This is a genomic window from Pseudomonas sp. Soil_N_39 (assembly GCF_057655955.1).
This window is the reverse complement of record NZ_JBDGLI010000006.1, coordinates 71793-92591: the sequence shown is the minus strand read 5'-3', so window position 1 is coordinate 92591 and position 20799 is coordinate 71793. Positions and strand designations below refer to the sequence as shown.

Genomic DNA, 20799 nt, shown 5'->3' with positions numbered 1-20799 from the left:
ATGAGCGGCCCGGTCTTTCCCTGGCGTGAAGGCAATCGCTTCGAGCTGTTGATCGACGGCCCACAGTTCTTCCCGCGCATGCTGGTGGAAATCGCCCGAGCCCAGGAACAGGTCGAGCTGGAGCTGTATCTGGTGGAAGCGGGGGCCTGCGCCGAGGCGATGGTCCAGGCACTGGTCCAGGCCTGCGAGCGCGGCGTTCGCGTGCGCTGCCTGTTCGATGACTACGGCAGCCTGGCGTTTACCCTGGCCCTGCGCAAGCGCCTGACCGAGGCCGGGGTGGAGTTGCGTTTCTACAATCGCCTGAGCTGGCGTCGCTGGGTGCGCAACCTCTACCGGGATCACCGCAAGCTGCTGTTGGTAGACCAACGCCTGGCTGTGGTGGGCGGCACCGGGGTGACCGATGAATTCTGGAACCCCCTCGACGACCGCAGCGAGTGGCACGAAGTGATGGTGGAAATCGTCGGTCCGTTGGTGCTCGACTGGCAGTTGCTGTTCGACCGCCAGTGGCTTGCCAACCGTCATCGGCGAGCCTGGAAGCCCGCCTCCAATTTCGGCTTGCCGCGCCTGCCTCGCGTTCCGCCGGTGGGCGAGGGCATGGGCCGGGTGGCGTATGCCGACGCCCGCCAGCATCGCGACATCCTGCAGTCGCTATCGCGGGCGTTGAACAGCGGTCAGAAACGCATCTGGATGGCGACGCCGTATTTCCTGCCAACCTGGAACGTGCGCCGCTCCTTGCGCAAGGCCGCCGCCCGAGGCGTCGACGTGCGCCTGCTGCTGACCGGCCCGCGTACCGATCACCCGTCCGTGCGCTACGCCGGGCACCGTTACTACCCGCGATTGCTCAGGGCCGGCGTGCAGATATTCGAGTACCAGCCGTGTTTCCTGCACCTGAAAATGGTGCTGGTGGATGATTGGGTCAGCATTGGGTCGTGCAATTTCGATCACTGGAACCTGCGCTTCAATCTGGAAGCCAACCTCGAAGCCCTGGATTCCAGGCTCAGCAGCGCCGTGGCGGCCAGTTTCGAGCGGGATTTCGCCCAGAGCCTGCAAGTCAGCCTCGACGCCTGGCAGCGCCGGCCGCTGTGGAAGCGGTTCAAGCAGCGGGTGTGGGGATTGGTGGATCGGGTGGTGGTGAATCTGTTGGATCGGCGGGGTTAGTCCGAACAACCAGATACAACTGTGGGAGTTTCAGCGATCACAAAAGCGTTTGTCACAGAACCAATTGTGGGAGCGAGCTTGCTCGCGATAGCGGAGTGTCAGTCGATATTAATGTGACTGATCTGACGCCATCGCGAGCAAGCTCGCTCCCACATGGGTTTTGTGTTGCCAGGGGTCAGAGCAACTCAAAACTCTGCTGCTTCACGTCCTGGGAATCCAGGCCGATCTGCACGTTGAACTTGCCCGGTTCAGCCCCGTACTTGAGCTGGGCATTGAAGAACTTCAGGTCGTCTTCGGTGATGGTGAAGTGAATGACTTTCTTCTCGCCGGCCTTGAGCATCACCTTGCGGAAGTTCTTCAGCTCTTTCACCGGACGAATGATCGAGCCAGTCACGTCCTGGATGTACAGCTGGACCACGGTTTCGCCGTCACGCTTACCGGTGTTTTCCAGGGTCACGCTGGCATCGAGCTTGCCGGTCTTGTTCAGCGTGGTCGACGACAGGGCCATGTCCGACAGGCTGAACTCGGTGTAGCTCAGGCCGTAGCCGAACGGGTAGAGCGGACCGGTGGTGTCATCGAAGTATTGCGAGGTATAGTTACCCGGCTTGCCCGGCGTGAACGGCCGGCCGATGCTCAGGTGGTTGTAGTAGGTCGGAATCTGCCCCACCGAACGTGGGAAGGTGATCGGCAGCTTGCCCGACGGGTTGTAGTCGCCGAACAGCACATCAGCGATGGCGTTGCCGCCCTCGGTGCCGCTGAACCAGGTTTCCAGGATCGCGTCGGCCTGTTGCTTTTCTTCCAGCAACGACAACGGACGGCCATTCATCAGCACCAGCACCAGCGGCTTGCCGGTGGCCTTCAGGGCCTTGATCAGCTCGCGTTGGCTGGCCGGGATGTTCAGTTCGGTACGGCTCGACGATTCATGGGACATGCCACGGGACTCACCCACGGCGGCCACCACCACATCGGCGTCCTTGGCGGCTTTTACCGCTTCGTCGATCAGCACCTGAGCTGGGCGCGGGTCATCCACCACTTCCGGGGCGTCGAAGTTGAGGAAGTTCAGGTAGTCGAGCACCTTCTTGTCGCCGGTGATGTTGGCGCCACGGGCGTAGATCAGCTTCGAGTCGGCGCCCAGGGCGCGGGTCATGCCGTCGAACAGAGTGACCGATTGCGCAGGGCGCCCAGCCGCGGCCCAACTGCCCATCATGTCGATCGGTGCCTTGGCCAGCGGGCCGACCAGGGCGATTTTCGCGGTCTTCTTCAGGGGCAGGGTCTGGTTGCGGTTTTCCAGCAGGACCAGGCTGCGGCGCGCCACGTCACGGGCGTCGGCGCGGTGCAGGCGGCTTTCGGCGTAGGTGTCGGCCGGGTCGTCCTCGACCTTGCCGATGCGCAGGTAGGGATCCTTGAACAAGCCCATGTCGTATTTGGCCGCGAGCACTTCGCGCACGGCATTGTCGATGTCGCTCTGCTCGATCTCGCCGGCCTTGAGCAGCCCTGGCAGTTCCTTGCCGTAGAGCGAGTCGTTCATGCTCATGTCGATACCGGCCTTGATCGCCAGCTTCGCCGCTTCGCGACCGTCCTTGGCGACGCCGTGCTTGATCAGTTCGAAGATGGCGCCGTGGTCACTGACCGCCAGGCCCTTGAAACCCCATTCCTTGCGCAGCAGGTCGTTCATCAGCCAGGTGTTGGCCGTGGCCGGCACGCCATTGATGGAGTTCAGCGCGACCATCACCCCGCCGGCTCCGGCGTCGATGGCGGCGCGGTAGGGGGGCAGGTAGTCCTGGTACATTTTCAGCGGACTCATGTCCACGGTGTTGTAGTCCCGGCCGCCTTCCACTGCGCCGTACAGGGCGAAGTGCTTGACGCTGGCCATGATGCTGTCGGCCGCGTTGGCGCCGTTGCCCTGGAAGGCCTTGACCATCACCCCGGCAATGCGCGACACCAGGTAGGTGTCCTCACCGAAACCTTCGGACGTTCGGCCCCAACGTGGATCGCGGGAAATGTCGACCATGGGCGCGAAGGTGATGTCCAGGCTGTCGGCGGCCGCTTCCTTGGCCGCGATGCGACCGGAGTGGTAGATGGCGTCCATGTCCCAGCTCGAGGCCAGGGCCAGGGGGATCGGGAAAATCGTGCGGTGGCCGTGGATCACGTCATAGGCGAAGAACATCGGGATCTTCAACCGGCTGCGCATGGCCGCGTCCTGCATCGGACGGTTCTCATCGCGGGTGATGGAGTTGAACGTGCCACCGATGTTGCCGGCGGCGATTTCCTTGCGAATCATCTCCCGGGGCATTTCCGGGCCGATGCTGATCAGGCGCAATTGGCCGATCTTTTCCTCGAGGGTCATTTGCTTCATCAGGTTGCTGATGAACGCGTCCTTGTTCTCTATGGGGGCGGGCAGGTTGTCGGCTAATACGGATTGACTGGCCAGGGTGACAAACAGGCCCAGCAAACACAGCTTCTTCATGAATAGTTTTCTCGCAAGCCTAAAAGGCGGTGATCACGCCGGTCAGCCAAAATGTGAGGAGCGGCTATTGTTGTTCAGTTAAATGCAGCACACTTTCGAACCCATTGGGCTGAACTTAGTTTCGCACTGCGCATCTTTTAGCCCATCGACCCGTTTCAATCCAGTGCGGCGGCAGATTATGCCCCAGACGCCAGTGAGATAGGTGGCCGGGTTTTTCCAATGTCATGCCAGGGAGCGCTTCATCCCATGAATCCACGACTGAACCACCTTCGCAGCCTGCCGATGCTGGCCTTGATGCTGCTCACCACGCTGCTGGCCGGTTGCGGCATCAATAACATCCCGACCCTGGACGAACAGGCCAAGGCCGCCTGGGGCCAGGTGCAGAACCAATACCAGCGCCGTGCCGACCTGATCCCCAACCTGGTGGAAACCGTCAAGGGCTACGCCCAGCACGAACAGGACACCCTCACCGCAGTGGTTGAGGCGCGGGCCAAGGCCACGTCGATCCAGGTCGACGCCAGCACCTTGGACAACCCGGAAAAACTCAAGCAGTTCCAGCAGGCCCAGGACCAGTTGAGCGGCGCGTTGAGCCGGCTGATGGTGGTGGTCGAGCGTTATCCGGACCTCAAGGCCAACCAGAACTTCCTGGCGCTGCAATCGCAGCTCGAAGGCACCGAGAACCGCATCGCCGTGGCCCGCCGCGACTTCATCCTGGCGGTGCAGAAGTACAACACCGAGATCCGCACGTTCCCGGGGCGTCTGTGGCACAGCGTGATGTACAGCGACCTGCCAATCCGCGAAACCTTCGAGGCCACCAGCCCCAATGCCGAAAAAGCCCCTGAAGTGAAGTTTTGAAAAAAACTGTGGGAGTGAGCCTGTGGGAGCAAAGCTTGCTCGCGATGAACGATAACGCCGACATTAGAAAGACCGAGGTGCCTTCATCGCGAGCAAGCTCAGCTCCCACACCCGCTCGCTCCCACACAGGAGTTACGATGCGAGTGTTGAAATTTGGCCTGGTGCTGTTGCTCTGGGTCTTTGCTATCACGGCCCAGGCCGAGCTGAAATTTCCGGCACTGACCGGACGAGTGGTGGACACTGCCCAGATGCTCGACCCTTCGGTGCGCACGCAACTGGAGACGCAGCTCAAGGCCCACGAACAGGCCACCGGCGAACAGGTGGTGGTGGTCACGCTGGCGGATCTGCAAGGCAGTAGCATCGAAGACTTCGGTTATCAACTGGGGCGCCATTGGGGCATTGGGCAGAAGGATAAAAACAACGGCGCGCTGCTGATCGTCGCCCGGGATGACCGTAAACTGCGCATCGAAGTGGGCTATGGCCTGGAGGATCGCCTGACCGACGCCCAGAGTTCGGTGATCATCAACCAGGTGATCACCCCGGCCTTCAAGACCGGCAACTTCAACAAAGGCATCAGCGACGGCGTCGCGGCGATGCTGGTGGTGCTGGGCGGCAGCCCGCTGGACGAGCCGGCGCCGGCGTACAGTGCGGATGGGCAGCAGGAGCAGGGCGATTTCGTCGAGCGCCATCCCGGGCTGTTCATCTTCCTGGTGATACTGTTTATTTTGACGATATTGGTCTGCCAGATGCTCGGTATCCTGCCGACTGGAGGCGGCGGCTCCAGTCGTTCGGGCGGCTCCGGTGGGGGAGGCTTCGGCGGTGGAGGCGGCGGCTTCAGCGGTGGCGGTGGCAGTTTCGGGGGCGGCGGTTCGTCGGGCGGCTGGTGACAATAATAATGAGAATGGGCAGGCACTTTTAACCATGGCATTACTGACTGAACACGAACAACGCAAGGTCGCCGAGGCCATCGCCCGGGTCGAGCGGCATACCGACGCCGAACTGGTCACGGTGCTGGCCGCCCGCGCCGACGACTATGCTTACATCCCACTGCTGTGGGCGAGCCTGTTGGCCCTGGTGGTGCCTGGCGTGGTCCATTACCTCACCGGTTGGCTGGCCCTGCATAGCCTGTTGCTGGTGCAGTGGGTCAGTTTCATCGTGTTGTGCCTGGTGTTCCGCATCCCCAGGGTCACCACGCACCTGATCCCTCGTTCCGTGCGTCACTGGCGGGCCTCCAACCTGGCGCGCCGGCAATTCCTCGAACAGAACCTGCACCACACCGTGGGCAGCACGGGCGTGCTGATTTTTGTCTGCGAGGCCGAGCGTTATGTGGAAATCCTGGTCGATGAAGGCATCTCCAAGCACCTGGATAACAAATGCTGGGACGCCATCGTCGCAACGTTCACCCAGCAGGTTCGCCAGGGGCAGACCTTGCAGGGGTTCGTGACCTGCATCGAAGCCTGTGGCGAATTGCTCAAGGTGCACGTACCGGTGACCCACGAGCGCAATGAACTGCCGAATCGGTTGGTGGTGCTGGGCTGAAAATTTCCCGCCAGCACAAGCCTGTGGGAGCAAAGCCTGTGGGAGCAAAGCTTGCTCGCGATGAACGATAACGCGGTGAGCCTGCACTATCGCGGCGTATCCATCGCGGGCAAGCCTTGCTCCCACAGAGGCTACTGCTCACTACACGAACTTTTCCGTGCCCTCGCTGCCCATCCCCCCTAAAATACCCGTCATTCCCGATCCGCCCGCCCCGAGGCCGCTTTTTTCATGTCTGTCACCGCCACCCCCGCCCGTCCTGCGCCGGATCACCACGCCCAGTTCATCGAGCTGCTGCAAACCAGCCTCGAGCACAATGCTTTCATCAAACTGGTGCTGGCCAAATATGTCGGGGATGAGGCGGACCTCCAGCGGCTGATCATCAAGCAACTGACGGTCAAGGAGCAGCCATGCCTGTCCTTCGTCTACCGCTACAAGACCCGCGACATCACCAAGAATTTCCCGCTGGCCGAAGGCGTGGCGACCATCGCCGCGCTGTTGCCGGCATCGTTCAAGAACGCGCATTTGCTGGCGGTCACCGACGAGGCGCAGTTGGAGTACAGCAAGAAGGGCAAAAGCTCGCTGTTCAAGAGCAAACCCCAGCAACTGCGGGAAGTGCCGTCTGCCGAGCACAACCGCGAGAAAAACCGCTTCCTCGACCTGAGCCGGCCATTCTTGGCGGACCTGGGCGTGACCAACCACAAGCACGAGCTGATTCCGGCGATGTCGCGCAAGTGGAAGCAGATCAACAAGTTCATCGAGGTCTTCAGCCATGCGCTGACGTCTTCGCCACTGGCCCTGGACAAACCGGTGCGGGTCTCGGATTTCGGTTCGGGCAAGGGCTACCTGACCTTTGCCATCCATGATTACTTGCGCAACACCTTGCAGGCCGAAGGCGTGGTGACCGGTGTCGAGCTGCGCGAGGACATGGTCAAGCTCTGCAACGAAGCGGCCGCGCGGCTGGAACACCCGGGCCTGAGCTTCCAGCACGGTGACGTGCGCAGCGTGGCGCCGAGCGCGGTGGACGTGATGATCGCCTTGCACGCCTGCGACATCGCCACCGACTACGCGATCCACATGGGCATTCGCTCGGGCGCCTCGATCATCATGTGCTCGCCGTGCTGCCACAAGCAGATCCGCCTGCAGATCCAGAGCCCGGCGTTGCTCAAGCCGATGCTGCAATACGGTCTGCACCTGGGCCAGCAGGCGGAAATGGTCACCGACAGTTTGCGGGCGCTGTTCCTGGAAGCCTGCGGCTACGAGACCAAGGTCTTCGAGTTCATCTCCCTGGACCACACCAACAAGAACAAGATGATCCTGGCCGTCAAACGCGCAGAACCTGCGGACCCCACCGAGCTGCTGGCAAAAATCGACGAACTCAAGGCCTTCTACCACATCACCGAGCACTGCCTCGAAACGCTGCTGCGGGCGGATGGTTATCTCGCCTGACTCCTGTTTACGCCAACTCCTGGAGTAGGGGACTGTGGGAGCAAAGCTTGCTCGCGACGAAGGATGACTCGGTTCTACTGTCGAGTCATGGTGCCTGCATCGCGAGCAAGCTGTGCTCCCACAAGGTTGAGTCTGGCCTGTGAGAACAGCGTATCGATGCAGCCCGTCAGGTAATCACTGCTTATCCTTCATCCACCGACGTACCGGTCTACCTTTAATGCGTTCACCCCTCACGCATTCCCAAAGGAGCCCTTCCCATGGCCGCCAAGAAAATCCTGATGCTGGTCGGCGATTACGTCGAAGATTATGAAGTCATGGTGCCATTCCAGGCCTTGCAGATGATCGGCCACACCGTGCACGCCGTGTGTCCGGGCAAAAAGGCCGGGCAGACGGTGCGCACGGCGATCCACGATTTCGAAGGCGACCAGACCTACAGTGAAAAACCGGGGCACTTGTTCGCCCTCAATCATGATTTTGCCAGTGTCCAGGCCGCCGACTACGACGCGCTGCTGGTGCCAGGTGGGCGTGCGCCGGAATACCTGCGCCTGGACGAAGCGGTCTTGCAACTGGTGCGCGATTTCGATCTGGCGGGCAAACCGATTGCCGCGGTGTGCCACGGTGCGCAATTGCTGGCGGCGGCGGGCATCCTCGAAGGGCGCGAATGCAGCGCCTATCCAGCGTGTGCCCCGGAAGTACGGCTGGCGGGTGGGACCTATATGGACATTCCCGTGACCCAAGGCCATGTCCAGGGCAATCTCGCGACCGCACCGGCCTGGCCTGCGCACCCGAACTGGTTGGCGGGGTTCCTGACCCTGTTGGGCACCGCTATCACTTTGTAGTAACGCACTGGCAGGACAAGCGCAGCGGGTCTTTACTCTCGGGGCATGCCCTCATTGCCTGGAGAACAATCATGTCTGGATGGTACGAAATCAGCAAAAGCAGCAGTGGCCAGTTTCGGTTTGTACTCAAGGCGGCCAACGCCGAGACCATCTTGACCAGCGAGCTGTACACCACCCGCAGCGGCGTCGACGGTGGCATTGCTGCGGTGCAGAAAAACAGTCCGTTGGCCGAGCGCTATGAACTCAAGAACACCAAGGACGGCCATCCGTACTTCAACCTCAAGGCCGGCAACCACGAAGTGATTGGCAGCAGTGAGGCGTATTCATCGGACGCTGCGCGGGACAAAGGCATCGCCAGCGTCAAGGCCAACGGACCGACGACGGTCATCAAGGACAAGACCGTGGTTGCGCTCTGACAGGACGGCAATAAGAGGATCTGTGGCGAGGTTACCTGTGGGAGCAAGGCTTGCCCGCGATGCAGGCGCTGCGATTGTGCAGGCTAGCCGAGTTATCGTTCATCGCGAGCAAGCTTTGCTCCCACAAGTGAACCCCCTCGCCACTCAGGTTTAGCCTGCCTTTAAACCTCCACCGGCACCGACAGCTTCGGATCGCCCAATGGATGGCTCTTGGCATCGAAGAAGCGCAATTGCACCTCCAGCCCCTGGAACACCTTGGCGTAATGCCGCTTCTGATGCTGGATGAAGGCCTGGCTACGGGGATAGATCGAGATCGCCACGGTTTTCGGGGCGGCCAGGCGCAGGGCATGGACAATGTGCCGGTCCTGCTCGCCCAAGGCATGGCCGAACAGGCACAGGTTGTCGCCATGCTGCAGCAACTGGTCGTAGCAGAACGACAGGTAATCGCTGCTGCGGATGGTCTTGAGCTTGTCGGCGCTGGGGCCTTCATTGACGAACAGTGGCACGTCGTCGAGGGTCTTGATCGTGTTGTTGATGGCGAAACTGCCCAGCAAGGTGCCTTCGGTGGACGTGAGCTTGCGCGCTGTGCCGTCCTGGTTGCGCACCAGGTGCAGACCGCCGTGCAAGTACAGCAGGCGCGGTTTGTCTGTGGCCGCCTGGCTCAGGTCGAAACTGTGGTCATCGCCGAAGAACAGGTCGCTGATGGTCTCGGCGCTATGCTGGATCGCCCAGTAGTTGAGCAGGTCGTAGTTGGTGGTGAACACCGTGCGGTAGCGGCTCAGCTCCTGGTTGAGCGTCGCCAGGGTCGACGGTTGCACCAGCCGCCACGGGATGTGTACCGCGTGCACGGTGTTGATCAGTGCTTCCTTGATCGCGTAATAGCGGTTGCGCGGGGCGGCGGAGCTGACGGCCAGGGCCTTGTTGACCCGGCTGGTGGTTTTCAGCGCCCCGAGTACCTGTTCGAAACTGCGGGTCTGCATCGCGTCGAACACGCTCAGTTCCGACGGGCTCAAGGGCTTCTCCTCGACGGTGCGGGCATTTTCGAACAGCGAGTCATAGCCGAAATCGTCCCACACCGCGCGGCTGGCCCCATTGCCCACCAGCAGGCCGCTGAAGGCGGTATCGGCGCGCACGGCCTCCCAGTCTTCGAGCCGGGTGTCGTATTCCTGGAAATCGGTCATCGCAAGGATCATCTCAAAACGTGGCAAAGGCAGGTCGCGACTTTATCACGACCCAGTCTTGAGCCAGATCAAGATGCGTCATGACTAGTCGGTCATTCTGTAGGCCCTGCCGATCCGGCCTCAACCAGGAGCGTGACCCCATGAGCAGCACTTTTTTCATTCCCGCCGTGAACATCATGGGGCTGGGCTGCCTCGATGAAGCGATGACTGCCATTCGCAACTACGGCTTTCGCAAGGCCCTGATCGTCACCGACGCGGGGCTGGCCAAGGCCGGCGTCGCCAGCAAGGTGGCTGAACTGCTGGCGCTGCAGGATATCGATTCGGTGATTTTCGACGGCGCCAAGCCCAACCCAAGCATCGCCAATGTCGAGCTCGGGCTGGGGCTGCTGAAGGAGAGCCAGTGTGATTTCGTCGTGTCGCTGGGGGGCGGTTCGCCCCATGATTGCGCCAAGGGCATTGCCCTGTGCGCCACCAACGGCGGGCAGATTCGCGACTATGAAGGCGTCGACCGTTCGAGCAAGCCGCAATTGCCGCTGATCGCTATCAACACCACGGCAGGCACCGCCAGCGAAATGACCCGCTTTTGCATCATCACCGACGAGACACGCCACGTGAAAATGGCGATTGTCGATCGCAACGTGACCCCATTGATGTCGGTGAACGACCCGGCGCTGATGGTGGCGATGCCCAAGGGCCTGACGGCCGCCACCGGCATGGATGCGCTGACCCACGCGATCGAGGCTTATGTCTCCACCGCCGCCACGCCGATTACCGATGCCTGCGCGCTGAAGGCCATCACCCTGATCAGCAACAACCTGCGCCTGGCCGTGCGCGACGGCAACGATCTGGCGGCGCGGGAAAACATGGCTTATGCGCAGTTTCTCGCGGGGATGGCGTTCAACAATGCGTCGTTGGGGTTCGTGCACGCCATGGCGCATCAACTGGGTGGTTTTTACGACTTGCCTCATGGCGTGTGCAACGCGGTGCTGTTGCCTCATGTGCAGAGCTTCAACGCCTCGGTATGCGCTGCTCGCCTGACCGACGTGGCCCATGCCATGGGCGTCGATACGCACAGGGCCGGCCCAGAAGAGGGGGCCCGGGACGCTATTGCGGCGATCCGCAGCCTGGCCCTTGACGTGGACATTCCGGCCGGTTTGCGTGACCTGGGTGTGCGCCTCAACGACATACCGGTGCTGGCCACCAACGCCTTGAAAGATGCGTGCGGCCTGACCAACCCACGGGCGGCGGACCAGCGGCAGATCGAAGAGATTTTCCGCAGCGCGTTCTAAGCGACCCGGGGCGGCACGAACCGCACACAGAGCATCGCCGCCGCCCCCAGCAGTGCGCACAACGCCGCCAGTGGCCAAGCTTGTTGGCTCAACAACAGGCTGGCCATGGCGCCGATCACCGAGGCCATCAGTTGATGCAGGAACCCGCTCAACGCCATGGCATAAGCGCCGGCCACCGGTGCGCCTTCATTGGCCAGGGACAGGCTGATGGGATAGATCAACGACTGGCCAAACACCGCGAAGCAATACGGCAGCCAGAAGAGCAACGCGATGCTGCTCAGGGTGAGGCTGCCTGCCAGCATGGTCATGCTGCCGCCCAGCACCAGTGCGATGCCCCAGCCCATCATCCGCCGTTGGCCGGTGCGCAGTACAAACGCGTTCACCGCTAGCGCCCCGAGCAGGTACGCCGCACTGATCGGCCAGCCCAGCAGGCCGTATTCGATGGCCGACCAGTGGAAGCTCTCCTGCAGGATCAGCGGCGCTGCGGTATTGAAGGCGACGATCACGCCGTAACCCAGCCCACCGGCCAAGGCCGGCAACAGGAACGCCCGTTGCCGGAATATCTGCCCGTAGATCCCCCACGCCGATTGCCCATTGCTGGCGTGCACCAGTATCGGGAACCTGGCCTGGGACACAGCCGCTGCCATGGCCAGACTGACGGCACCCAAGCCCTGGAAAATCGCCTCCCAGCCGAAAGCGGCCTGGATCAGCGAGCCCAGGTATTGGCCGATACCGAGGGCAATCACAAAGGCGATCGATATCCAGGACAGGGCCTTGGCCAACAGGTCGCCGCTGAAACTGTCGCGAATCAAGACCCGCGCCATCACTGAGATACCGCTGGCACCGATGCCCTGGATCAACCTGAACGTCAGGAATGCCTCCACGGTTGTGCTCAGCGGCAGGGCCAGGTTGCCCAGGCCGTACAACCCCAAGGCCGCCAGCAAGACCGGCTTGCGCCCCAAGCGCTGGCTCAGGCTGCCCCACAGCAACATGGGCAGCGCCATGCCGATCAGGTACACCGACAGGCCCCAGGAAACCCGCGACGCATCGGCACCAAGATCCCGGGCGATAGCGGGCAGGGCCGGCAAGTAGATGCTCATGCCCAGTTGTGCCAGGAAGACGGTGGTGCAGGTGACGATCAGGGTGGTACGGTTCTTCATCGAGCGTCCTGTCTCAAGGGCGAAGGTCACGCCCGTGGGTAAGCAGCAGTTCGGTGATCTGTTCGCAAAACGAGCGAATCACGTCCGGCTCCATGTCGGCGCGCAGGGTAATGCGAATGGCGGCCTTGCCTTGCGGCACCACGGGAAAAAACACCGCCGAGGTGAAATACCCCAGTTCGGCCAGTTCGACCGCCAGGCTGTTGGCCAGGGTCGCTTCACCGCAAGGCACCATGCGGATCGCCATGGGGGTGCCGCGCTGTCCGGTCCGCACGAGGCTGTCGAAGAGGCGGATATTAGCTTGTAAACGCGCCTGCAATGCACTGAATTCCCGGCTGCGGTGCAGGCGGATCGACGCCATGCCGGCGCCAATGGCCGCGGCGTCCAGGCTCTGGGACCAATTGCTCGGCCCACCGTAGCGCTGCACCAGAGCCTTGTGCCGCTCACAGCCAAACATGACCAGCCCGCCACTGGCGCCGAATGACTTGGCCAACGAGGCCACGATCAGGGTGCGCTCGTCCACCGCCGGGATGCGCGAACGGACCAGACCAGCGCCGGATTCCCCGACGGCAGACAGGGCGTGGGAATCGTCCAGGTAAAGAAACAGGCCATAGCGCTGCTTGAGGTACATCAGGCTGTCCAGGTCAGCCATCCCGCCCATGCTGTAGGCGCCGTCGGCCACATACGCCACCTCGCGCTGGCGTTTGCACACGTCTTCGATGAAGTCCATGTCGTTGTGCGGGCAGGTGATAACCTGGGTTTCGTCGGCGCAGGCGGCCTTGCTGTGGTTCATCGAATAATGGGCATGTTTGTCGAACACCATGACGGGCGCGCGATTTTGAGTGAATGCGCCGCTGGCCAGCAGCGGCAGGATCCCGGCGCTCGCCGCACTGCACGACAGGGCACTGAGGCAACTGGCGCCAAACAGCTCCGACAATTGGCTTTCGTACTGCTCCAGGATCGCCAGCTTGCAGCGATTCCTTGAGTTGGCGACCCGCAAGGTCCCGGCTTCCCATAGGGCGGTCATGGCGCCGTCCAGCAACGCGGGGTGATAGTCCAGGCCCAGGTAGGACGTGGTGCAGAAGTGATGAAACGTCCGACCGTATTGATCGACCAGTACATTGGGTGTCTTGACCTCGACATTCAGCCCTGAGATTTTTCCGGCTTCGGTGCCCTGCCAATCCAGGTCAGCAAGGGAAATGAGCTTGCGGTAGTTGGTGAAGTAATGAGGTGGTTGAGCAGTCTGGTCCATGGCGCGATTACATTCCTTGGTTGATGGTGCTGTCCGTGGGGTGTTTCGATAGCGGTGTGTTTCCAGACTTTACAGATTGTTGTGCAGGGCTTTGAATCGGCTGTTTCCGGCGTGTTTGAGTGTCACTGGAGATTTCCACGTAGGACTTTGCCTAGGACCCTGGCCGGGGAATCCATCGGCGCTGTCGGAGCTTGGGAGCACCCAGGTTTTGCCCCAAGCCCGCTGGGTTATCACTCTTTTCTGAAGGTTGCTTGCTGATGCTCTCTGGCCTCAATCATCTGACCCTTGCGGTCACCGACCTGGATCGCAGCGTGGCTTTCTATGGCGAACTCTTGCAGTTGCGTCTTGAGGCCAAATGGAACAGCGGGGCGTATTTGTCGCTGCCGGAGCTGTGGTTGTGCCTGTCTTTCGACCCGTTGCGCAGGACTGAGCCGAGCGCGGACTATACCCATTACGCATTCAGTACCAGCGCCGAGCATTTCCCGCTGCTGGTGGCGCGGCTGAAAGCGGCCCAGGTGTCATCGTGGCGAGACAACCGCAGCGAGGGTGATTCGTTCTACTTTCTCGACCCGGACGGGCACAAGCTGGAGGTCCATGTGGGTGACCTGGCGTCGCGGTTGAAGGCCTGTCGGCAGGCACCGTATGCTGGCATGAGGTTTTTTACCGCGCGGTGATGGGGCGGCGTCGAATCGAGTAGGCGTTTGATCCTCTGCACTCTGATCGCCTGCGCTATCCTCATCGATATCGGGGGCGCGTCGGTCTCGCTCGTTGTATCGGCGTCACGAACTGACGATCACCCGCTTCGCTCACCGCTGCATTACCCGGATGACCACCAGCCCCATGGACACTTCAAGTTCCGCGCCGCTGGCCAGCTACATCGACCTTCTGCTGGACGCCGTATGTGCCGTCGACGGTCAAGGGCGTTTCGTGTTTGTCAGTGCCGCCTGCGAGCGCATTTTTGGTTACACCCCGCAAGAATTGATCGGTCAGCCAATGATCGATCTGGTACACCCTGCCGACCGCCAGCGAACCCTCGAGGCGGCGCGGGAGATCATGGAGGGCGAGCCCAAACTCAATTTCGAGAACCGCTACCTGCGCAAGGACGGGCGGGTGGTGCACATCCTGTGGTCGGCACGCTGGTCGCCGGTGGACCAACTGCGCATTGCCGTGGCCCGGGACATCACCGAACGCAAGCAGGCCGAGTCCCGCCAGGCGGCGTTGTATGCGATTTCCGAGGCGGCCCATGCCGCGGCCGACTTGCTGGCGCTGTTCAAGCGCATCCACCTGATTATTGGCGAGTGGCTGCCGGCGCTGAATTTTTCGGTGGCGCTGTATGACGAACAATGTTCGCAGTTGAACTTCCCCTATCACGTCGATGATCGGGAAGGGCAGCCCGAATTGCCGGGCACGGTCACAGGGCGTTTGTGCGCCGAGGTGATTCGCAGTGGCCAGCCGATCCTCCTGACGCCCGGTTGCAGCCAGTTGCCAGCGGGGTTCGACGACCTGGTGGCGCAGCCGGACGCGCCGTGTTGGCTGGGCGTGCCGCTGAACTCACAGAGCGGCACGATTGGCGCGTTGATCGTCAAGAGTGCGCCGGACAACGAGCGCTACACCGAACAGGACAAGGAACTGCTGCAGTACGTCTGCGTACAGATCACCATCGCCATCGAGCGCAAGCAGTTGCACGCCCGCTTGCAGCACATGGCTCAGTACGATCAGTTGACCCAGGTGCCCAACCGCGAATTGCTCCGTGAACGGTTCAAGTGCGCACTGGCGACTGCCCGCGCTGCGTCCGGGCGCATGGCCTTGCTGTATATCGACCTGGACCGTTTCAAACAGGTCAACGACACCTATGGCCACGGCGTGGGCGACATGCTGTTACAGGCGGTGGCCAATCGTATCAAGGGCTGTATTCGCGACACCGACACCGTGGCGCGCATTGGCGGAGACGAGTTCGTAGTCTTGCTGCACAGCATCCAGGCCTTGGAGGATGCCCATCGCGTGCAGGAAAAAATCCGCCATGCACTGGCCCAGCCGCTGCGTCTGGACGGGCACTGTCTGAGCATCGAACCGAGCATCGGCGTGGCCTGCTTCCCCGAGCATGGCACTGAAGATGTCGCGCTGTTTCGCCACGCCGACGAGGCGATGTACGCGGCCAAGCGTCACAATCACAGGGCATTCGGCATTTGATAGCGCGTCGCCGTTCGTCGCGGCGCCAAAGTCTTTTTCAACCTTTCAAGCGTTGTCCTTTTCAGATGTCAGGCGGGCTCCGCTCGCCGGAAACATCGTCCATGATCGAACGAAGAGGTTTGAAGTGGGTCGCAGAAGTAGGAGAACCACTCTCGCGGCTGTCGACAGCTACTCAGCGGAAAGCGAAATCGGGTGGTTCTGATTCAGAGGCGGGAACCCGTCAGAACTTTTATCAGAGGAGGGCGCGACTATGAGCCGTATGGCCAGCTTCTTTCGCACCACCAGTGTCATCGTGTTGATGGGTCTGGGTGCCAACAGTGCCTGGGCCCAATCGCCTGCCGAATTCATCAACGATGCTTCAGCCAAAGGCATGGCCGATATCGAGGCCAGTCGCATGGCCCACGGAAAAGCCGAATCCAGGGAGGTCAAGGACTACACCATCATGGTGATCAACGACCGCACCACCGCTAATCAACATCTGGCGAAGATCGCCAAGAAGCTCGACTTGCCTGTCGCCCCCCGGGAGGAGGTGGCTGACAAGGCCAAGACCCTGATGCCGCAGGTCAAGGAAGGCGAGTCGTTCGAAGCCGCGTATGCCGCCAGCCAGGTCAAGGCCACCGAGGAGGCCATCGCGCAGATCCAGCAGCAGGCTCAGACCACCGAAGTGCCGGAGATCAAGGCTTTCGCCGACGAAACCCTGCCCAAGTTGCAGACCCATCTCGAAATGGCCAGGGCACTGCAGGCCAGCCGCTGATCCACATGTTGTTGCATCCTGGGCCGGGACGTTCGCGTCCCGGCTGATGTTTGCCCGCTAGATGGGGGCCTTCCAGCGCATCTGCCTCAGCACTGGTTCAGGTCCACTTTGCTGTCTTTTTCCAAACCTTCAAGGTTCTTGGCTTCGCCCTGGCCCATGGCCTGGTAATGTTTTCTCAGCGCTTCCAGTTGCTTGAGGTCCAGCGACTCGAGGCCGAGCATCGCATTCTGTGCTTCCTTGGTCGCCCGCAACAATTCGTCCACTTTCAAATGCAAGATGTCCGTATCGCGGTTCTGCGTGTTCTGGATCAGGAACACCATGAGGAAGGTGATGATGGTGGTCGAAGTATTGATGATCAATTGCCAGGTGTCGTTGAAACCGAAGAAAGGTCCGCTGGCGGCCCACAGCGCCAACAACACGATGGCCCCCAGGAATGTCTTGGGGCTCCCCGCCCAGAGGGCCAGTTTTTGAGCGATTTTTGCGAACGTCATTGCCGTGTTTCCTTGTTGGATGCACCTGTCTGGTGTGACAGCAACGAGGCGGTGAAAATTCTACTTACATTTCAACTGGTCCCCCACGTTCATCGTCCGGCGCGATGACAGTCGCAACCAGTGCTTCTGCCGCAGGTCCCCTGAACACCCTCTTCAATCCAATTTTATTTTGAGGCAGCTAACTACACCGGACAGGTTGTTCCCGAAAGATTCGAAGAACGGTATGAGTCCGTGCGGCATCGCCTGATAGATTTCCATCCCTTGATAAAAGCGCCGCAGATAACGAGGCTTCACCGGTAGCCCCATATGGAAAATCGCCTGGGCTATGAACTGCTTTGGGACATTGTTGTAGGTCGCCTTGCAGTTAATGTAATAGGCGCTCAATCCACAACGCTTGGCGAATTCACCAACGCTGTCCAAGATGTCCAACAGCCGTTCTTCTGATTGCAGCAGGCGACCGCCGCCTTCGACGCCGTCAAGCAATAGCCCGGGCACACCTTTGACATCTGCCACGGCAATCAGATTAATACGGCCAATGCGCCGCCCTTGATACCAGACATACAGGCGACATAAATTTGGTTCAACCAAATATCCTGGGGCATTGTTGACCGCGTAGTCACCGATACCGGTACAAGAATAAAACTCGTCGGAGCGACTGTAGTCCTGCCATGGATTTCTGTTCCAGGTACTAATGAACCCCCTCTGCCTTGATTGACGTTCCCTTAAACCCTCCCAATCCTTATCGTCGAGGAAGGTTCTGATACTTGTAATATTTTCAGGTTCTGGCGATCCAATGCCGTCTCTGGGGAAGGCCGCATCTATTATTGACCGCAAACGGGTTTCGGTGTACTCGGCATGTCGGTCGAACAATGATTTGTTCCGGTACACCAAGGTTTGCCGGGCGACTTTGTCGTAGGTCGCGTCTATCGCCTGTCCGATCAGCGTTCTGAAACGGGCGATACCCATTTCACCGCCCCAATAGTTGAACGGTAAAAACCAAGCGCCAGCATAAGCATCGGTGATATGCCTACGGGCATTGGCAAAGGCGTGTTGCTGTTCGAACCATTTATTGAAATTATCAATCGCCAACTGATACCGCATGTTTTCGATTGTTTTCGGGTCCATGAGATTTATATTGGAAAGAATCGCGGAGATCAGCCCGCCATCGAATACCCCAGGTGCATCGATATGCGAGATCAGACTCGCTGCATTCAATTGCTCAAGCGAAGCGGTGATGGTACGAACCGCCCCAACCTCCGGCAAACCATTGACCAACAGGTAATGGAAGTAGTCAACACTTCCGTCTGACAGCGCGTCAAGACGTTTGTGCACCGTCTGAATACTATGGTGTTCAAATACCACATCGGCATTTTCCAGCAACGCAACGGCACCAAAACTGCCGTAACGAGCGTGTACGGCGCAAACCAATGCCACCAGCGCATCCAGCTCCGTGGCAGGCAGGTGCCGATGATAGTGCTTGATATGGATGAGCAAAGGGGCGCAGCAAGGGCCTAGTACATCCTTGTGGCGTAGCACGCAGCCCATGGCGGCCTGATAATAAGCCACGCCTACCGCCTCAAGGATCGACTCCAGATCATCACACAAGGCGGAGTCGGATGTGCCGATCAGACAGGACACGCCGCGTGCAGATTGATCCTTGATGGCCAACAGGAATTCCACGAACGCCTGCATATCCAAGTGACGCTTGAGCAGCGGGATTTTTTCTATCAGATACGCCGCGACAAAGGCGCTGTTGCGTTCCAATTCAAGAATGCCGGGCAAGAACCACGCCCATTCCTCAGCGCTGAGTTCAAGTACATGGCCATGATGCTTAAGTACATTGTTGACCAGTACATCATCGCAGGCGGCAATTCGCGACAGTAATTCACCTACCGCCGTCGCAAGCTCGACGCCATGTAACTGCTCAAGGTAGTTGATTGCAACTTCATAAGCGTCGATGTAAGTAGCCAGTACTTCACGCATACGCATTTCCCCTCATACCAACCGGTGATGGTTGCAAAAGCTCTGATGATCAGCCTCTCGGCCTGCTTCGACTGGCGTGATAAATGGCGACTAGTCGTGTGTAGGGCTTGCGCTCAGTAAGGGACTGTTGGGTTTTGTGACCAGTACCAGCCGTACCGTCAGCATCAGCAACGAAAGGAGATGACTGAGGATCAGCGCCACCCATAGACCGACTACGCCTTGATCCATGTTGAATGCCAAGTGATATCCACCGGCCACGCCGACCAACCAGGCGGTAGCGGTATTGATAAGGAAGGGCACCTTGGTATCTTCCAAACCCTTCAATGCGCCCAGCAGCATGATCTGGACGCACTCAAAGACGATGCTCAGTGTCGCCAGGCAAACAATCAGATTGAACTGGGTTAGAAGATCAGAGTTCGAGGAGGCTTTGACGTCGAAGAACATGGATGCGACCAACGTGGAATCGAAAAATACGATAAGGGCAAAAGGCAACAAGACCAGCATGCCGACCATGGATGCCACCCCCGTCAGTTTTCGCACTTTGTGCACGTTATTCAGCGCATGCTCTTGAGCGACACGAATGGCAATGGCTTCACGAACCCCTTCAACCAGCATGTATACTGGAAAGATATAGGAGAACACCAGTTGTGCCGCTGCCAACTCCAATGTGCCCACCTTCTCTGTAAAGAGCATAAGGAGGATGATCATCAGCGAAATGACAAAGCTAGTGGCAGAGAGTGGCAACCCCATCGCCAAGTATTTTTTTACCAGGGATAGTTTAGGTGCCGTCCAGCCTGTGAAGATGGCGTATGCCTTGGCGGATTTGCGGTTGCTCAGTGAGTAGAGCCCGACCTCCGCAGCCAGCATTCCCCAGCTTACCAAGGAGGTTGAAAGCCCCGCACCATATGCACCCAGCCGCGGAAAACCGAACTCACCTAGGATCAGTGCGTAGGAAATCACCGCTTTAAATACGCTGGCAAACAGCGTGATGTAGAAAATGGACGAAAAGTCGGAAACCGCCGCCGAGTGGTCCCTCAGGACGCAGAACAACGCTAACGGCAAGATTGAGTAGGCCGCGCCTTGTGCGTATTGATCAGCCTGGAAAGACACCGCTGGGTCGACATTGAAGGCAAGCAGCAAGCTGCCAAGATTCAACGTCACCAGAACGACTGGGAGGCCAAGTAGAAAGCACATGTAGAAACCATGTTGCACATGCACTTCCACGGCTCGTTTGTTCTGAATGGCGTCGTACTTGGCTGAAAAAACCGCAACCATGCCAATGACGCACACGCAAATGACATTAGCGGTGTCGAAAACAATACGAGCGCCTAAACCATAGCCAGCAATTTCATCTGCACGAAATCTGCCCATGAATACGGAGTCAACGAATGCCATCATGCTCTCAATCAGATAGACGATTGAAAGTGGTACCGCAATTTTGATGATGCGCCGACCCTCTGAAACCCACTGCATATCCTGCATCCTTCATTCAAGTCAGCACAGACAAGAAGATCGAATGTGCTTACAAACTGTTCAAGTTGTCCCTCGCTGAGCTGAACAAACCGAACTGCCGATAATTGGTGGAGGAGAGTGAGACTCGAACTCACGACTACCAACTTAAGTAGTTGGCGCCCAAGCCACCGGGCGTTCTCCCCCGTTACATGCCTTGCCTGTCGAACGCGAAGCAATCGCGATCGAATAAAAATTGGTGGAGGAGAGTGAGACTCGAACTCACGACTACCAACTTAAGTAGTTGGCGCCCAAGCCACCGGGCGTTCTCCC

Annotated in this window: 18 protein-coding genes and 1 tRNA gene; 11 read left to right on the top strand and 8 right to left on the bottom strand. The window is 59.7% G+C overall.

What is annotated here, in order from left to right; genetic code table 11:
* A complete protein-coding gene (locus tag AC3A5O_RS11185; protein WP_122566778.1) occupies positions 1–1158 on the top strand; it encodes a phospholipase D-like domain-containing protein in 1158 nt (385 codons plus the stop codon).
* A gap of 175 nt (positions 1159–1333) precedes the next feature.
* On the opposite strand, the gene bglX is transcribed toward AC3A5O_RS11185, so the two are convergent.
* Positions 1334–3625 carry a beta-glucosidase BglX gene (gene bglX / locus AC3A5O_RS11180; RefSeq protein ID WP_122566777.1) on the bottom strand — a complete coding sequence of 764 codons (2292 nt, stop codon included), beginning with the start codon at positions 3623–3625 and terminating at the stop codon, positions 1334–1336.
* A 246-nt stretch (positions 3626–3871) separates the two neighbouring features.
* Between bglX and AC3A5O_RS11175 the strand changes: the two genes are divergently transcribed.
* The 6 genes from AC3A5O_RS11175 to AC3A5O_RS11150 all read left to right on the top strand — a co-directional run bounded on the left by AC3A5O_RS11175 (position 3872) and on the right by AC3A5O_RS11150 (position 8720).
* Positions 3872–4480, top strand: coding sequence for a LemA family protein (locus AC3A5O_RS11175; RefSeq protein ID WP_109755930.1), 609 nt, complete (start codon positions 3872–3874; stop codon positions 4478–4480).
* 137 nt (positions 4481–4617) lie between these two features.
* Complete coding sequence (locus AC3A5O_RS11170; protein WP_122566776.1) at positions 4618–5367, top strand: TPM domain-containing protein; 750 nt, start codon at positions 4618–4620, stop codon at positions 5365–5367.
* Positions 5368–5401: 34 nt separating this feature from the next.
* Complete coding sequence (locus tag AC3A5O_RS11165) at positions 5402–6019, top strand: TPM domain-containing protein (protein ID WP_122566775.1); 618 nt, start codon at positions 5402–5404, stop codon at positions 6017–6019.
* Between the two features lie 228 nt (positions 6020–6247).
* Positions 6248–7465 (top strand): class I SAM-dependent methyltransferase, encoded by a 1218-nt coding sequence (locus AC3A5O_RS11160; RefSeq protein ID WP_487753184.1) that lies wholly within the window; start codon positions 6248–6250, stop codon positions 7463–7465.
* Between the two features lie 257 nt (positions 7466–7722).
* Entirely contained in the window at positions 7723–8304 is a 582-nt protein-coding gene (locus AC3A5O_RS11155) for a DJ-1/PfpI family protein (protein WP_305470089.1), read from the top strand.
* A 71-nt stretch (positions 8305–8375) separates the two neighbouring features.
* Complete coding sequence (locus AC3A5O_RS11150) at positions 8376–8720, top strand: YegP family protein (RefSeq protein ID WP_122566772.1); 345 nt, start codon at positions 8376–8378, stop codon at positions 8718–8720.
* A gap of 161 nt (positions 8721–8881) precedes the next feature.
* Here AC3A5O_RS11150 and AC3A5O_RS11145 read toward each other — a convergent pair whose 3' ends face one another.
* Positions 8882–9901 (bottom strand): DUF4917 family protein, encoded by a 1020-nt coding sequence (locus AC3A5O_RS11145; RefSeq protein ID WP_305491845.1) that lies wholly within the window; start codon positions 9899–9901, stop codon positions 8882–8884.
* Positions 9902–10041: 140 nt separating this feature from the next.
* Here AC3A5O_RS11145 and yiaY point away from each other — a divergent pair, with 140 nt between their 5' ends.
* On the top strand, positions 10042–11190 hold the full coding sequence (gene yiaY / locus AC3A5O_RS11140; protein WP_122566769.1) for an L-threonine dehydrogenase: 1149 nt from the start codon (positions 10042–10044) through the stop codon (positions 11188–11190).
* Here yiaY and AC3A5O_RS11135 read toward each other — a convergent pair.
* Together AC3A5O_RS11135 and AC3A5O_RS11130 are read right to left on the bottom strand one after the other, a co-directional pair.
* A complete protein-coding gene (locus AC3A5O_RS11135) occupies positions 11187–12350 on the bottom strand; it encodes an MFS transporter (protein ID WP_122566768.1) in 1164 nt (387 codons plus the stop codon). The two genes, yiaY and AC3A5O_RS11135, sit on opposite strands and share 4 nt — an antisense overlap.
* A gap of 13 nt (positions 12351–12363) precedes the next feature.
* Positions 12364–13599 (bottom strand): aminotransferase class I/II-fold pyridoxal phosphate-dependent enzyme, encoded by a 1236-nt coding sequence (locus AC3A5O_RS11130; RefSeq protein ID WP_305482930.1) that lies wholly within the window; start codon positions 13597–13599, stop codon positions 12364–12366.
* A 257-nt stretch (positions 13600–13856) separates the two neighbouring features.
* On the opposite strand from AC3A5O_RS11130, the gene fos reads away from it, so the two are divergent.
* From fos to AC3A5O_RS11115, 3 genes are all read left to right on the top strand, one after another.
* Positions 13857–14273: a fosfomycin resistance glutathione transferase gene (gene fos / locus AC3A5O_RS11125; protein ID WP_305470093.1), complete on the top strand. Its 417-nt coding sequence runs from the start codon at positions 13857–13859 to the stop codon at positions 14271–14273.
* Positions 14274–14439: 166 nt separating this feature from the next.
* A complete protein-coding gene (locus AC3A5O_RS11120; RefSeq protein ID WP_122566765.1) occupies positions 14440–15789 on the top strand; it encodes a sensor domain-containing protein in 1350 nt (449 codons plus the stop codon).
* A 250-nt stretch (positions 15790–16039) separates the two neighbouring features.
* Positions 16040–16543: a DUF4142 domain-containing protein gene (locus tag AC3A5O_RS11115; protein ID WP_163006772.1), complete on the top strand. Its 504-nt coding sequence runs from the start codon at positions 16040–16042 to the stop codon at positions 16541–16543.
* Between the two features lie 86 nt (positions 16544–16629).
* Here the strand turns inward: AC3A5O_RS11115 and AC3A5O_RS11110 are convergent, their stop codons facing one another.
* The 4 genes from AC3A5O_RS11110 to AC3A5O_RS11095 form a co-directional block, all read right to left on the bottom strand.
* Positions 16630–17034: a low affinity iron permease family protein gene (locus AC3A5O_RS11110; protein ID WP_122566764.1), complete on the bottom strand. Its 405-nt coding sequence runs from the start codon at positions 17032–17034 to the stop codon at positions 16630–16632.
* Positions 17035–17187: 153 nt separating this feature from the next.
* Positions 17188–19017, bottom strand: a complete 1830-nt coding sequence (locus AC3A5O_RS11105) for a hypothetical protein (protein WP_487753183.1) — start codon at positions 19015–19017, stop codon at positions 17188–17190.
* A 90-nt stretch (positions 19018–19107) separates the two neighbouring features.
* A complete protein-coding gene (locus AC3A5O_RS11100; protein WP_487753182.1) occupies positions 19108–20490 on the bottom strand; it encodes an MATE family efflux transporter in 1383 nt (460 codons plus the stop codon).
* Between the two features lie 105 nt (positions 20491–20595).
* Positions 20596–20673: transfer RNA gene (locus AC3A5O_RS11095), tRNA-Lys, on the bottom strand.
* Positions 20674–20799: the final 126 nt, after the last annotated feature.